Origin of the sequence: Kitasatospora sp. NPDC091276, from assembly GCF_040684355.1 — a bacterium.
In the GTDB taxonomy this organism is placed as follows: Bacteria; Actinomycetota; Actinomycetes; order Streptomycetales; family Streptomycetaceae; genus Kitasatospora.
Map to the genome: position 1 here is coordinate 154,654 of NZ_JBFBFU010000011.1, position 12,768 is coordinate 167,421.

General features: G+C 72.8%; 16 protein-coding genes. 5 read left to right on the forward strand and 11 right to left on the reverse strand.

Features of this window, described 5'->3' with window-relative positions:
• Both AB0O19_RS16225 and AB0O19_RS16230 read right to left on the reverse strand, forming a co-directional pair.
• Entirely contained in the window at positions 1-747 is a 747-nt protein-coding gene (locus tag AB0O19_RS16225) for an MBL fold metallo-hydrolase (protein WP_350881195.1), read from the reverse strand.
• A 199-nt stretch (positions 748-946) separates the two neighbouring features.
• Complete coding sequence (locus AB0O19_RS16230) at positions 947-1,138, reverse strand: MarR family transcriptional regulator (protein WP_363583755.1); 192 nt, start codon at positions 1,136-1,138, stop codon at positions 947-949.
• Positions 1,139-1,324: 186 nt separating this feature from the next.
• On the opposite strand from AB0O19_RS16230, the gene AB0O19_RS16235 reads away from it, so the two are divergent.
• Positions 1,325-1,795 (forward strand): type II toxin-antitoxin system PemK/MazF family toxin, encoded by a 471-nt coding sequence (locus AB0O19_RS16235; protein WP_363620071.1) that lies wholly within the window; start codon positions 1,325-1,327, stop codon positions 1,793-1,795.
• 34 nt (positions 1,796-1,829) lie between these two features.
• Here AB0O19_RS16235 and AB0O19_RS16240 read toward each other — a convergent pair whose 3' ends face one another.
• The 7 genes from AB0O19_RS16240 to clpS form a co-directional block, all read right to left on the reverse strand.
• Positions 1,830-2,798 carry a cysteine synthase gene (locus AB0O19_RS16240; protein ID WP_350881189.1) on the reverse strand — a complete coding sequence of 323 codons (969 nt, stop codon included), beginning with the start codon at positions 2,796-2,798 and terminating at the stop codon, positions 1,830-1,832.
• A 79-nt stretch (positions 2,799-2,877) separates the two neighbouring features.
• Positions 2,878-3,156, reverse strand: a complete 279-nt coding sequence (locus tag AB0O19_RS16245) for a MoaD/ThiS family protein (protein ID WP_363370276.1) — start codon at positions 3,154-3,156, stop codon at positions 2,878-2,880.
• 115 nt (positions 3,157-3,271) lie between these two features.
• On the reverse strand, positions 3,272-3,391 hold the full coding sequence (locus AB0O19_RS16250) for a putative leader peptide (protein WP_347878546.1): 120 nt from the start codon (positions 3,389-3,391) through the stop codon (positions 3,272-3,274).
• Positions 3,392-3,530: 139 nt separating this feature from the next.
• A complete protein-coding gene (locus AB0O19_RS16255) occupies positions 3,531-3,962 on the reverse strand; it encodes a M67 family metallopeptidase (RefSeq protein WP_363587180.1) in 432 nt (143 codons plus the stop codon).
• Between the two features lie 100 nt (positions 3,963-4,062).
• A complete protein-coding gene (locus AB0O19_RS16260) occupies positions 4,063-5,505 on the reverse strand; it encodes an amino acid permease (protein WP_363587181.1) in 1,443 nt (480 codons plus the stop codon).
• 187 nt (positions 5,506-5,692) lie between these two features.
• On the reverse strand, positions 5,693-6,265 hold the full coding sequence (locus tag AB0O19_RS16265; protein WP_363620073.1) for a DUF2017 domain-containing protein: 573 nt from the start codon (positions 6,263-6,265) through the stop codon (positions 5,693-5,695).
• A gap of 109 nt (positions 6,266-6,374) precedes the next feature.
• On the reverse strand, positions 6,375-6,668 hold the full coding sequence (clpS, locus tag AB0O19_RS16270; protein ID WP_063351371.1) for an ATP-dependent Clp protease adapter ClpS: 294 nt from the start codon (positions 6,666-6,668) through the stop codon (positions 6,375-6,377).
• Between the two features lie 141 nt (positions 6,669-6,809).
• Between clpS and AB0O19_RS16275 the strand changes: the two genes are divergently transcribed.
• Together AB0O19_RS16275 and AB0O19_RS16280 are read left to right on the forward strand one after the other, a co-directional pair.
• Positions 6,810-8,126 (forward strand): nicotinate phosphoribosyltransferase, encoded by a 1,317-nt coding sequence (locus AB0O19_RS16275; protein WP_363620075.1) that lies wholly within the window; start codon positions 6,810-6,812, stop codon positions 8,124-8,126.
• Between the two features lie 330 nt (positions 8,127-8,456).
• Positions 8,457-9,047 carry an isochorismatase family protein gene (locus tag AB0O19_RS16280; protein WP_363620077.1) on the forward strand — a complete coding sequence of 197 codons (591 nt, stop codon included), beginning with the start codon at positions 8,457-8,459 and terminating at the stop codon, positions 9,045-9,047.
• 98 nt (positions 9,048-9,145) lie between these two features.
• Here the strand turns inward: AB0O19_RS16280 and AB0O19_RS16285 are convergent, their stop codons facing one another.
• The gene (locus AB0O19_RS16285) at positions 9,146-10,153 is read right to left on the reverse strand and encodes a hypothetical protein (protein ID WP_363620079.1); all 1,008 of its coding nucleotides are present in this window, start codon (positions 10,151-10,153) and stop codon (positions 9,146-9,148) included.
• A gap of 256 nt (positions 10,154-10,409) precedes the next feature.
• On the opposite strand from AB0O19_RS16285, the gene AB0O19_RS16290 reads away from it, so the two are divergent.
• Both AB0O19_RS16290 and AB0O19_RS16295 read left to right on the forward strand, forming a co-directional pair.
• Positions 10,410-11,006 carry a hypothetical protein gene (locus AB0O19_RS16290; protein WP_363620081.1) on the forward strand — a complete coding sequence of 199 codons (597 nt, stop codon included), beginning with the start codon at positions 10,410-10,412 and terminating at the stop codon, positions 11,004-11,006.
• A gap of 701 nt (positions 11,007-11,707) precedes the next feature.
• Positions 11,708-12,148 (forward strand): hypothetical protein, encoded by a 441-nt coding sequence (locus AB0O19_RS16295; protein ID WP_063349204.1) that lies wholly within the window; start codon positions 11,708-11,710, stop codon positions 12,146-12,148.
• A 6-nt stretch (positions 12,149-12,154) separates the two neighbouring features.
• Here AB0O19_RS16295 and AB0O19_RS16300 read toward each other — a convergent pair whose 3' ends face one another.
• Positions 12,155-12,721, reverse strand: a complete 567-nt coding sequence (locus AB0O19_RS16300) for a DinB family protein (RefSeq protein WP_363587187.1) — start codon at positions 12,719-12,721, stop codon at positions 12,155-12,157.
• Positions 12,722-12,768 lie beyond the last annotated feature (47 nt).

The window sequence follows — 12,768 nt, forward strand, 5'->3', positions numbered from 1 at the left end:
TCAGATCCGGTACACCGCACCCGCCCGGGCGACCTCGACGGGGCCCGGGTACGCGGCGGCGGCGTCGCGGCGGTTGTGCTCGGCGTCGGTCCACGGGGGGATGTGGGTGAGGACGAGCCGGCGGACGTGGGCGGCGGCGGCGTGCTCGCCCGCCTCCCGGCCGTTGAGGTGGACGGCCTGGTAGGTGTCCCGGCCGTCGATGTAGGCGGCCTCGCAGAGGAAGAGGTCGGCGTCGCGGGCGAGTTCGACGAGTTCGGCGCTCTCGCCGGTGTCGCCGGAGTAGACGAGCGCGCGGCCGTCGTGTTCGAGGCGGAAGGCGAAGGCGTCGACGGGGTGGTTGACCTGGGCGACCTCGATCCGGAACGGGCCGAGGTCGAAGGCCCCGGGGGTGAGGGTGTGGAAGTCGAAGACCTCCTTCATCCCCGGGTTCTCCGGCATGTCGTAGGCGCGGGCGAGCCGTTCGGCGGTGCCGGCCGGGCCGTAGACGGGCATCGGGTCGGGGCAGCCCTCGGCGCGGTAGTTGCGGGCGACCCAGTAGGCGCACAGGTCGACGCAGTGGTCGGCGTGCAGGTGGCTGAGCAGGACGGCGTCGACCTCGTAGATGTCCACGTACTTCTGCAGGGCGCCGAGGGCGCCGTTGCCGAGGTCGAGCACGACGCGGTAGCCGTCGGCCTCGACGAGGTAGCTGGAGCAGGGCGATTCGGCGGACGGGAAGCTCCCCGAGCACCCCACCACGGTCAGTTTCATCCGAGCCCCTCCGCCCCGACACGTCCTGGCTGCTGCTGGAAAACGGCAGGCCGGGCCGGTGGAACCGGCCGGTAGCACTGCTTCGCGTGTCGAGAGTAAGGGCGGAGCGGCACTTTGCCCCCGTCCCCGTGCCGGGCTGTGGCTGGAATCACCAGAACGCCGGGGCGGGGGCGGTGCCGTCCGTTCGGGTGCCGTCGGGTCAGCGGTGGCGGGGGCGGTTGCGGGCCCAGGCCTTGATCGTGTCGGGGTACCAGCGGGGGTGGCCGCCGGCGTCGAGGACGTCCGGGTCGGGCAGCAGCCCGTGCCGCCGGTAGTTGCGGACGCTCTCGGCCTGCACGTTGATGTGGCGGGCGATCTCGGCGTAGGACCACAGCTCGGAGCTTCTCCCCACGAGGCACCTCCGGAGGGGCGGGGCGGGCGTACGTGAGGCAGCCTGTCCGGGCGTCGGCGACTCTTCACCACGGAACGGGCACCGTGGTCATTCCGTGACGAACCGGGTGCGTGGTGCGGACAAATGCCCGGCCGTCCGGGCACTCACGGTGGTGGGGGCCGCCATGGGCCCGGTACGGTTCGCGCCATGAACAGTTCGACCGGGGTCTGGGTGGTCCTGGCGGTGGCGGGCGTCGCGCTGCTGGCCGCCGTCGTGGGGGCGCTGGTCCGGCGCACCCGCCCGGCGCCGCGACCGGCCGGTCCGACGGCTCCGCGCCCGCGCCCGGCGGCCAAGGGCCGTCCGGGGCCGCAGCCGCAGGAGATCTGGTGGGCGGAGGTCCCGTTCGAGGACGGCCCGGGGTCGAAGGACCGCCCGTGCCTGGTGCTGCGGGTGCACCGCCGCACCGCGACCGTCGCGAAGATCACCAGCAAGCACCACGCCGAACGCCCGGGCGTGCTGCCGCTGCCGCCCGCCTCGGTGGGCGACCGGCAGGGCCGCACCAGTTGGCTGGAGACCGACGAGCTGCGCGAGGTGCCGCTGTCGGCCTTCCGCCGCCGGGCCGGCACGGTGGACCGGCAGGTCTGGTCCCGCGCGCAGCAGGCCCTGCAACGCGGCTAGGCCCGGAGCTGGCCCTCCAGCACCGCTGGGGCTCTCAGGCCCAGAGCTGCCCCTGCAGCGCCTCGACGGCCGCCTCGGTGGTCTCCGCGGTGTAGATGCCGGTGGACAGGTACTTCCAGCCGCCGTCGGCGACCACGAACACGATGTCGGCGCGCTCCCCGGCCGCCGCGGCCTTGCGGCCGACGCCGATCGCGGCGTGCAGGATCGCGCCGGTCGAGACGCCCGCGAAGATGCCCTCCTGCTGGAGGAGTTCGCGGGTGCGGCGGACGGCGTCCGCGGAGCCGACCGAGAAACGGGTGGTGAGCACCGCGGCGTCGTACAGCTCGGGGACGAAGCCCTCGTCGAGGTTCCGCAGCCCGTACACCAGGTCGTCGTAGCGGGGTTCGGCGGCGACGATCCGCACGCCGGGGACCTTCTCGCGCAGGTAGCGCCCGACGCCCATCAGGGTGCCGGTGGTACCGAGGCCGGCCACGAAGTGGGTGACGGTCGGCAGGTCGGCGAGGATCTCGGGGCCGGTGGTGGCGTAGTGGGCGCCCGCGTTGTCGGGGTTGCCGTACTGGTAGAGCATGACCCAGTCCGGGTGCTCGGCGGCGATCTCCTTGGCGATCCGGACGGCGGTGTTGGAGCCGCCGGCGGCCGGCGAGGGGATGATCTCGGCGCCCCACATGCGGAGCAGTTCGCGCCGTTCCTCGCTGGTGTTCTCGGGCATCACGCAGACCATCCGGTAGCCCTTGAGCTTGGCGGCCATGGCGAGCGAGATGCCGGTGTTGCCGCTGGTGGGTTCCAGGATGGTGCAGCCGGGGGTGAGCCGGCCGTCGGCCTCGGCGCGCTCGATCATGTGCAGCGCCGGGCGGTCCTTGATCGAGCCGGTGGGGTTGCGGTCCTCCAGCTTGGCCCAGAGCGTCACCTGCCCGTCGGTGTTGCCGGGGACGGCGGCGGACAGCCGCGGCAGGCGGACCAGCGGGGTGTTGCCGACGGCTTCGAGCGGGCTGTCGTAACGCAAGGGAGGCCTCCGGCCACGGCGGTGGGGGTGCGGAAGGGCGCCCTCCCGCCCGCCGCTGGGCGGACGGGAGGGCGGGAGGTCAGCGGGCTCCGCCGGCCACGGCGGGCAGGATGGTGACGCTGTCGCCGTCGGCGAGGGCGGTGGAGATGCCCTCCAGGAAGCGGACGTCCTCGTCGTTCAGGTAGACGTTGACGAAGCGGCGCAGCTCACCGCCCTCGACCAGGCGGGCGGCGATGCCCGGGTGGCGGGCGTCGAGGTCGGCGAAGAGCTCCCCGAGGTTGCTGCCGGTGCCCTCGACGGCCTTGGCGCCGTCGGTGTAGGTGCGGAGGATGGTCGGGATGCGGACCTCGATGGCCATGGGTGCGCTCCTGTGCGAGTCGTGAGGTGGGTGGGCCGCGGCGGGCACGGCGGGGAGGGTGGTCCCGGGGCTCGGCGTCGCCGGCAGGCGGTGGGCACCGGGTGGGGCGGGCGGCTCAGCGCGAACGCGCGGGCGTGCCGGGACAGATCGCACTGGCGAGCCGGCACAGGTCGACGTGCAGGCGCGCCACGAGGCGGGTGCCCGGGGCCTGGTTGCTCACATCGACGGAACGCATGGGCTCATCGTATAGATTCCCCGGCCCGCTCCTCCATGCCCGTCTCGGGATCCGGATGTTCCCGTTTCTCGGGCTGAGACGACACGGGCCCGCCGACCGCTCGCGGGCGGTCGGCGGGCCGCGCCCAGGTGGGTGCTGGTCAGGCCGGGTGGGCCTCGACGACCTGGACGTCTTCCTCTGTGATCTCGCCGTCCACGATGCGGAACGAGCGGAACTGGAACGGGTCGTCCTCGCCGTTGCCGTCGGCGGTGGAGACCAGGACGTAGTGGGCGAACGGCTCGGAGGCGTAGCTCACGTCGGTGCGCGAGGGGTAGGCCTCGGTGGCGGTGTGCGAGTGGTAGACGATCACCGGCTCCTCGTCGCGGTCGTCCATCTCGCGGTAGAGCTTGAGCAGGTCGCCCGAGTCGAACTCGTAGAAGGTGGGCGAGCGGGCCGCGTTGAGCATCGGGACGAACCGCTCGGGCCGTCCGCTGCCGGCCGGTCCGGCGACCACGCCGCAGGCCTCGTCCGGGTGGTCGGCGCGGGCGTGGGCCACGATCCGGTCGCGGAGTTCTCGGGTGATGGTCAGCATGCGGTCAGGATAGCCACGCCCCGGCGGGTGTCCGCCGGGCCGTCCGGAGCGCGGTCACCGGGTGTCCGCCACCTGGGCGCGGCGGCCAGGTCCCGGCGGTTCAGCCGCCGTTGCGCACGTGCAGGTGGTCGTGGGCGACGCCGTGGGCGGCCCTCGGGTTGCGGCGCTTGAGCACCTGGTAGCCGATCACCAGCAGGACGGCCCAGCCCGGGAAGACGTACAGCGAGATCCGGTTGTCCGCGTCGAACGCGATCAGCACCACGACCAGGGCGAGGAAGGCGAGCGCGGTCCAGCTGGTCCAGGCGCCGCCGGGCGCCTTGAAGGTGGGCGGCGGCAGGTGGCCGGCCCGCCAGGCCTTGCGGTAGCGGATCTGGCAGATCAGGATCATCGCCCAGGTCCACAGGCCGCAGACGGTGGCGACGGAGGTGATGTACTCGAACGCCTTGGCCGGGACGAGGTAGTTGAGTACCACGCCGACGCCCATCAGCAGGCAGGAGAGGGTGATCGCGAAGGCCGGGGTGCGGTGGGTGTTGAGCTTGGTGAGCTGCCCCGGGGCCTGGCCGCGCAGGGCGAGGTCGCGCAGCATCCGGCCGGTGGAGTACATGCCGGAGTTGCAGGAGGAGAGCGCGGCGGTGAGCACCACGAAGTTGATGATGCCGGCCGCGGCCGGGATGCCGATCTTGCCGAAGGCGGCCACGAACGGGCTGACGCCGGGCTGGAACTCGGTCCACGGCACGAGCGAGAGGATGATCACCAGCGCGCCGATGTAGAACAGCATGATGCGCCAGGGCAGGGTGTTGATGGCGCGCGGCAGGGTCTTCTCGGGGTTCTCGCTCTCCCCGGCGGTGACGCCGACGAGTTCGACGCCCAGGTAGGCGAACATGACGATCTGCAGCGTCATCACGGTGGCGCCGATGCCCTTGGGGAAGAAGCCGCCGTCCTGCCACAGGTGGGTGATCGACGCGGTGTCACCGGCCTTGCTGAAGCCGAGGGTGAGCACCCCGATGCCGATCAGGATCATGCCGATGATGGCGGTGACCTTGACCATCGAGAACCAGAACTCGATCTCGCCGAACAGCTTCACCGAGATCAGGTTGGCCGCGTAGAGGATCACCAGGAAGGTCAGCGCACTGGCCCACTGCGGGATGTCGGGCGCCCAGAACCTCACGTACACGGCGGCGGCGGTGGTCTCCGCCATGCCGGTGACCACCCAGAACAGCCAGTACGTCCAGCCGGTCACGTAGCCGGCGAAGGGGCCGAGGAACTCGCGTGCGTACTCGGCGAAGCTGCCGGAGACCGGGCGGTAGGTGAGGAGTTCGCCGAGGGCGCGCATGATCACGAAGATCGCCACGCCGGCGACGGCGTAGGAGAGGATCAGGCTCGGGCCGGACCGGGAGATCGCGGTGCCCGCGCCGAGGAAGAGGCCGGTGCCGATGGCACCGCCGATCGCGATCATCTGGATCTGGCGGCTTCCCAGCCCCCGGTGATAGCCCTCCTCGTCCGGTTTCGCGTCGACCACGTCGTCGTACAGCTGCTCGGCCATGGTGCACCGTCCTGGGTGGGTCTCGTGGGGTGGAGAAGTCGTACCACGCAGGGTTCGGATAGCGGTGTTCATCTGAGCGTTATTTGAGCATGACCTGCTATGTTTTGCCCGATTTAAAGAGAAATGCCCCGGCCGTCCGTCCACATATTGGACGAATCGACCGGGGCCTGCCCGGAAGCGGGCACGATCAGTCCGCGATCGCCTCCAGGAGCGTCTCCTGGAGCGCTCCCAGCCAGACGTACGCCATCACCAGCGGCTTGCGGTCGTCCTCGTCCGGCAGCTCGTAGAGCTCCTCGTCGTCCTCGCTGACCTCCAGCTGGACGCCCAGGGTCAGCCGCAGGTCGTTGAGCGCGCCCAGCCAGCGCAGGCCGTCGGCGGGGTCCAGCTTGACCACCCCGCCCTCACCGCCGAGCCGGTCGAGCATCCGGACGACGTGCAGGGCGTCCTCGCGCTTGCGGGTCCGCAGGTCCACCTCGGTGTAGCGGCGGAACTCGCCCGAGGCGGCCCGGCTCTCCTCGTTCTCCGGCCCGGCCGGGTCGCCGTAGGCGTCCGGGAAGAGCCGGGCGAGCATCGGGTTGGCCGGCGCCTCGGTCGGGCCCTCGGCGAACAGCGCGGCCAACGGATCGCCGCCGTCCCCGCCCGGGCCGGGCCCGATCAGCTGCAGGATCCCCACCTCCAGGGAGCGCAGGATGGAGGCCTCCACCTCGTCCAGCGCGATCGCCGCGCTCCCGCCGCCGGCACTCTCGAACAACCCAGCCATGTCTATCGGTCAGCCCGTCTTCGTCGTCTCGGGTGGGGTACCGGCTCCGCGGCCGGTCGCGCCGCGGTCCGCACTGCGGTCAGTCGTGCCGCGGTCAGTCGTGCTGCGGTCAGTCGTGCTGCAGCGTCGCCCAGAGGCCGTAGCCGTGCATCGCCTGGACGTCGCGCTCCATCTCCTCGCGGGAGCCGCTGGAGACCACCGTCCGGCCCTTGGTGTGCACCTCCATCATCAGCTTCCTGGCCTTGTCCTTCGGGTAGCCGAAGTAGGCCTGGAAGACGTACTGGACGTAGCTCATCAGGTTCACCGGGTCGTTGTGCACGATGGTCACCCAGGGCGTGTCCGGCTCCACCACCGGTAGTCCTTCGACCTCCGGGCGCTCGATCTCCACGGGCGCGACACTCACCGCCGGATCCTCCTCGCTGCGCAGTCCGTCCACGCCTCTTCAGCCCCATGCTGCCATCCGGGGGACCCCCGGGCGATTCCGGCCCGGCTCGCAGCACGAGAAATCGTCACTCTGACGCTAAGTGGTAGTAGCATCATCCGCATGGACGCCACTTCAGTGCGCGCGGCCGGTTCGACCGCGCTCCTCACCGACCGCTACGAGCTCACCATGCTGCAGGCCGCCCTGCGCAGCGGGGCCGCGCACCGCCGCTCCGTGTTCGAGGTGTTCACCCGCCGCCTGCCCAGCGGCCGCCGCTACGGCGTCATGGCCGGCACCGGCCGGGTGCTCGACGCCATCGAGGACTTCCGCTTCACCACCCCGCAGCTCGACTGGCTGGCCGGCCAGGGCGTGGTCGACGACGACACCCTGCGCTACCTCGCCGACTACCGCTTCGCCGGCGACATCCACGGCTACCCCGAGGGCGAGGTCTACTTCCCCGGCTCGCCGCTGCTCACCGTCGAGGGCAGCTTCGCCGAGGCGGTGATCCTGGAGACGGTGATCCTCTCGATCCTCAACCACGACTCCGCGATCGCGGCCGCCGCCTCCCGGATGACCGCCTCCGCCGGCGGCCGCCCGGTGATCGAGATGGGCGCCCGGCGCGCCCACGAGCAGGCCGCCGTCGCCGCCGCCCGGGCCGCGTACCTCGCCGGCTTCGCCGCCACCTCCGACCTGGAGGCCGGCTTCACCCACGGCATCCCGACCACCGGCACCGCCGCCCACGCCTTCACCCTCGTCCACGACAGCGAGCGGGACGCCTTCCGCGCGCAGATCGCCTCCATGGGCAAGGGCACCACGCTGCTGGTCGACACCTTCGACCTGCGCGAGGCCGTCCGCACCGCCGTCGAGGTGGCCGGCCCCGAACTGGGCGCCGTCCGGATCGACTCCGGCGACCTCACCCTGCTGGCCCACCGGGTCCGCCGCCAGCTGGACGACCTCGGCGCCACGAAGACCCGGATCATCGTCACCTCCGACCTCGACGAGTACGCCATCGCCGCGCTCGCCGCCGCCCCGGTGGACGGCTACGGCGTCGGCACCAGCCTGGTCACCGGCAGCGGCCACCCGACCTGCGCGATGGTCTACAAGCTGGTCGCCCGCGCCGAGAGCGCGGACGGGCCGCTGGTGCCGGTGGCCAAGCGCGCGGCCGGCGGCAAGACCAGCATCGGCGGCCGCAAGTGGGCCGCCCGCCGGCCCGACGCCGACGGCGTCGCCGAGGCCGAGGTGGTCGGCACCGGAGCGGTCCCCGCCGACCTGGAGCCGCACCTGATGCAGGTGCCGCTGGTGCGGGCCGGCCGGGCCGTCGGCCGCGAACCGCTCACCGCCGCGCGCGAACGGCACATCCGGGCCCGGGCCGCACTGCCGCTGTCGGCCACCCAGCTCTCCAAGGGCGACCCGGTGCTGCCGACCGAACTCGTGCTCTGACCCCGCCCCGGCCGACCGGCGCGGACCGGCGGACGACCCCGGGGCCGTGCCGCCGGTTCCGGGCCGCCGGTCCGCCGCGGATCGCCGGTCCGCCGTTCGCCGCGGTTCACCCGGTTCACCGGTCCGCCGCGGTTCGCCGGTTCGCGCCGGGCGCCGGCCCGGGGTCCGCCCCAGGCCTTCCGCCCCCGCACGCCACTCCCTAGAGTCAGCCGTAGAGTTCCCCCGGAGCTCCCCGAGAACCCCCGAGCCCCGCCGCGGGCCGAGTACTCCCGAGGGCTCCCCCCACCAGGGCGCCACCACGGCCGCCCCCCACATCCGAGGATGCGAGCCATGCACCGGGCACTGATCGTCGTCGACGTGCAGAACGACTTCTGCGAGGGCGGCAGTCTGGCCGTCGCCGGCGGCGCCGAGGTGGCCGCCGCCATCACCGATCTGATCGCCGAGTCCTCCCCCGGCTACCAGCACATCCTCGCCACCCGCGACCACCACATCGACCCGGGCGACCACTTCTCCACCGAGCCCGACTACGTCACCAGCTGGCCGGTGCACTGCGTGGCCGGCACCGAAGGCGTGGGCTTCCACCCCAACTTCGCCCCGTCCGTCATCTCCGGCGCGGTCGAGGCGGTCTTCGACAAGGGCGCCTACTCGGCGGCGTACAGCGGTTTCGAGGGGCTGGACGAGAACAACCGCGGCCTGGTGGAGTGGCTGCGCGAACGGCAGGTCGACGAGATCGACGTGGTCGGCATCGCCACCGACCACTGCGTCCGGGCCACCGCCCTGGACGCCGCCCGGGCCGGCTTCACCACCCGCGTCCTGCTCGACCTCACCGCCGGGGTCGCGCCGGCGACCACCACCGCCGCGCTCGCCGAACTGCGGGCCGCCGGAGTCGAGTTGGTCGGCACCCCGGTGGTTCGGGCGTAGCCCCGGCTCCGGGTCGGGAGCGGCCCCGGCCCCGGGCGCGGCTCGGGTGCGACTCGGGTGCGCCCCCGGATCCGGGGGCGGACGGATCCGGCCCGGATCTAACCGACCATCAACTCCACCACGTCCGAACCGCCCACCCGGTGGGCCTCGCGCAGTTCGGCGCCGACCGCGTCCCGGTCGGCCGCGAGCCGGGCGCCGGAGACGTACACCACCCGGATCCCCAGGTACTCCATCCGGTGCTGGCCGCCGCGCACCCAGGCGGCCTCGCCCTCGCTGACGCAGCGCAGGTCCGAGTCCACCTCCACGGCGACGCCCTGCTCCGGCCAGTAGAGGTCCGGGACGGCGATGTACGTGCCGCCGCGCATCCGCAGCTCGGGGCCGACCAGCGGGACGGGCAGCAGGCACTCGTCCACCAGTTCGCCGACCCGCTCCAGGACGAAGTCCCGCTCACCGGCCAGCAGTTCGTCCAGGGCGGCGCGCACCCGGGGCTCGCCGGTCAGCCCGGAATCCGTCAGCTCGGACGCCAACTCCCGTACGGTGCACGGGCCGTCTGGCCGCGAGACGGCCTCGCGCAGCAGCGCCCGCACCGGCACCGGGGTGCCACCCTCCTCCGCGGTCCACTCGCACAGCGCGTCCGCGACCGCCCGGGCGACCGGCGCGCAGGCCAGGCCGTGCACCGAGCGGGCCACCAACTCCCTTTCGGTGCGCCGGATCCGCACCTCCCCGGCGTCCTTCAGCCGACGCTGGCGGGGCACCAGGACGTCCACCCCGGTCACCGCCGGCAGCCGGGGCACCGCGGCGAATCCGTACAGCGCGAGCGCGGCCGCACCGGTGATCACCGCGCCCTCGCGGCGGCCCTCCTCGCGGCCGTTCTGCGCCGCGTACAGCAGGGCGGCCCACATCCGCTGCTCCGGGGTCGGCCCGTCGGACTGCAGCAGGTACACCCGGGGCAGCAGCCGCCGCCAGGGCCCGCCGCGACGGCAGTGCTCGGTGATGACCCGGGCCGGCACGCCCCGGGCGCGCAACTGGCTCGCGGTGACGACGTTCTGTTGACGCTTCGCCAGCTCCTCCAGGGACGGCGGCGGCGTGGGAATCCGGTAGCTCATGCGGACACCATCCCCAACCGCTCCGACCCGCCACCGGCCACCTGACGCACTGTTACCCAACCGTCGCGAAACCGGGATCAGCTCGCACTAAAGTCCCCATACCCTCACTCAATCGGAGTAATTGACGGTCGTCAGGTTGTCATATCTGATCGAACCCGATCGCCCACCAGGCCGCCTGACCCAGAGTGACCAAAGGCATACGCCGGGAGACCCTTCAGGCGTCAAACCCGCCCCGGGAATTGCCTAGGCTTGCGTCATGTCACGTGACGAGACCGCCGGCCTCCGCGCGGCCCAGCTCCGCCTTGGCCGTCTGCCCGGATACGTCCGCCGCCCGGACCCGGCCCGCCGCAGCGGCGAACAGGGCCATACGTACAAGAAGGGCTGGGAGGTCCGCTTCACCGCCCGCAGCGAGGCCGAGATAGCCGAGATCCGCGACCTCGTGGTCGCCGCCGGGTTCGCCCCGGCCAGACCCTTCTTCAAAGGCCACCAGCTCATCCAGCCGGTCTACGGCATGGCCGCCGTCCAGGCCTACCTGGCCGCGAGACAGGCGGCCGAGGAACACGCCGCCCGCACCGCGCTCGGCCGCCGCCGACGAACCGCCGGCGGACACCCCGCCACCGGACACCCCACCGGCGCCGCGCACCCCGCCACCGCCGGGTATCCCGGCGGCGCCGCGCACCGGTGCGAACACGAGGAGGCCGCCGCCGAGGCCGCTGCGGCGACTGCGGTCGCAGCCGCCACCGCCGCCCAACTCGCCCGGCGGCGGGCCATCGACTCCTTCCCCGCCCAGGTCGAACGGAGCAGCGCCGTCGACGACCGCCTCTCCCCGACGGAGGCCCGACCGCAGTCCTGACGGCAGACCACCCCACCCGCGCCTCGACCCCCGGGCCGGACGGCCCCAGGCCGCCGAGGCGTGGCCGACGTGCACGGTGGCGGCCAGCAGGCGCGGGACCGTCCGGATCAGCGCCTGCTCCGCCCCCTCGGCCACCCGGTGCGCCGCCGCCACGGCGAGCGCACCGCCCACCCACCACCCCTGCCGCCACGCCCACCTCGGCACACAGCGCGTCCACCTCGCATCCACCGCCCGCACCCACCGCCCGCACCCGGGCTGCGCGCCCCCGGTGGAGACATGCACGTCGGAGTCCACCCGGCCCGTCACGCCACGCCGGAACGGGCGCGACCGAAGGTGTGGTTGCGCGGACGGTTGTGCGGCCGCAGCTTCGCGCCGTGGGCGTGGACGCCAGCCTCCATAAGCCCTACGGTGGCACATCAACCGTCCTGCAACCACGGCCCTTCTGCACCCCCTGACCAGCCGCGACGCGCTCGCAACTACACCCCCCGCACCACTGCGCCACCCTCCCCCACCGATCCCCCGCCCGGCCGCCCCACCACCGCCGCACCACCACGCCCCACCGGTCGACACCGGAACCGGCCGAGCGGCGGCGGGTTCCGGGCATTCAATCCGATTGGTAACCCAGCGCACCGAGGGCATATCGTAGAGTGAGCGCAGATGATCGACCGTCAGCCACCCATCTCCCTTTCCGAGAAGCCGAGATGACCAACCGTCACGCGAGTTCCGCCGAGCCGCCCCCGAGGCCCGGTGAACCGGAGGACGTACCACTGGAGTTCGCCGCCTTCTGCGAACTCCACCGCCCCCGGTACCTCAGCTACGCCCGGGTGTGGCTGACCGAGCACAGCAGCGCGGCCACCGCCGTCCAACAGGCGTTCGCCGAAATCGCCGTCCAATGGCGCGAGTTGCTGGGCAGCTCCAACCCCACCGCGAACGCCTGGCAGATCCTGCGCAGCACCGTCGCCGACCACACCCGGCACGTGCCCGCCGCACCGGACCGCCACCCCGCCGACGACGACCTGGCGATCCTGCACTACGTCGTCGGCCTCGCCGCCCCCGAGATCGCCGACGTCATCGGCACCGACACCGCCAGCGTCGCCGGCCGGCTCCGGCGCACCATGCTGTGGGAGGCCTCCGGCTGGTGAGCCCCCTCAGACCCGCTCACCCGTCACGTCGAACAAGTGATGCACCGGGTCGTGGATCAGATAACGGGCGAACGACTCCACCGTGAACCGTGCCCCGTCACTACGGCCCCCGGTCCGCCCCCACTGCTCGCCCGCCACCCGCCCGAACGCCGCCGCCAGCGCCTCCGCGGCCGCCGCCAGCTCCCCGGCCACCACCGCCGGCACCTGCTCCCCGTACCGCTCGGCGACCGCCGTCTCGTCCTGGTCCCAGTTCGGGAACAGCGGGTCGTCCTCGGCCAGCATCAGGTCCAACCGGACCCGGAACAGCCGGAACACGTCCCGGACATGGCACGCGTACTCCAGCCCCGACCACACCCCCGGCCGCGGCCGCCGACGCAAACCCTCCTCGGCCCCGGCCAACAACGCCACCCAGGCCTCCGCATTGGCCCGGACCATCCCCGCGACGTCCTCCCGCACCACCGCCGGAACGTCCAGCCCACAATCCGGACACGGGCGTTCCAACACCCACGTCCAGTCCTTGCCGTCCGGCACGACCACACCCACCGGATCCACGCCACGCTCAGAAGCACTCATGACCCCAGCATGGCCACCCCACCACCCGCCCCACCAGCGGCAAGGAC

What these genes read in the sequence shown, in the direction of transcription:
- AB0O19_RS16275 (WP_363620075.1), top strand. Translation starts at nt 6,810, where the DNA reads ATGGACGCCACTTCAGTGCGCGCGGCCGGTTCGACCGCGCTCCTCACC.
- AB0O19_RS16265 (WP_363620073.1), bottom strand. Translation starts at nt 6,265, where the DNA reads ATGGCTGGGTTGTTCGAGAGTGCCGGCGGCGGGAGCGCGGCGATCGCG.
- AB0O19_RS16225 (WP_350881195.1), bottom strand. Translation starts at nt 747, where the DNA reads ATGAAACTGACCGTGGTGGGGTGCTCGGGGAGCTTCCCGTCCGCCGAA.
- AB0O19_RS16285 (WP_363620079.1), bottom strand. Translation starts at nt 10,153, where the DNA reads ATGAGCTACCGGATTCCCACGCCGCCGCCGTCCCTGGAGGAGCTGGCG.
- AB0O19_RS16255 (WP_363587180.1), bottom strand. Translation starts at nt 3,962, where the DNA reads ATGCTGACCATCACCCGAGAACTCCGCGACCGGATCGTGGCCCACGCC.
- AB0O19_RS16290 (WP_363620081.1), top strand. Translation starts at nt 10,410, where the DNA reads ATGTCACGTGACGAGACCGCCGGCCTCCGCGCGGCCCAGCTCCGCCTT.
- AB0O19_RS16250 (WP_347878546.1), bottom strand. Translation starts at nt 3,391, where the DNA reads ATGCGTTCCGTCGATGTGAGCAACCAGGCCCCGGGCACCCGCCTCGTG.
- AB0O19_RS16235 (WP_363620071.1), top strand. Translation starts at nt 1,325, where the DNA reads ATGAACAGTTCGACCGGGGTCTGGGTGGTCCTGGCGGTGGCGGGCGTC.
- AB0O19_RS16245 (WP_363370276.1), bottom strand. Translation starts at nt 3,156, where the DNA reads ATGGCCATCGAGGTCCGCATCCCGACCATCCTCCGCACCTACACCGAC.
- AB0O19_RS16295 (WP_063349204.1), top strand. Translation starts at nt 11,708, where the DNA reads ATGACCAACCGTCACGCGAGTTCCGCCGAGCCGCCCCCGAGGCCCGGT.
- AB0O19_RS16300 (WP_363587187.1), bottom strand. Translation starts at nt 12,721, where the DNA reads ATGAGTGCTTCTGAGCGTGGCGTGGATCCGGTGGGTGTGGTCGTGCCG.
- AB0O19_RS16280 (WP_363620077.1), top strand. Translation starts at nt 8,457, where the DNA reads ATGCACCGGGCACTGATCGTCGTCGACGTGCAGAACGACTTCTGCGAG.
- AB0O19_RS16260 (WP_363587181.1), bottom strand. Translation starts at nt 5,505, where the DNA reads ATGGCCGAGCAGCTGTACGACGACGTGGTCGACGCGAAACCGGACGAG.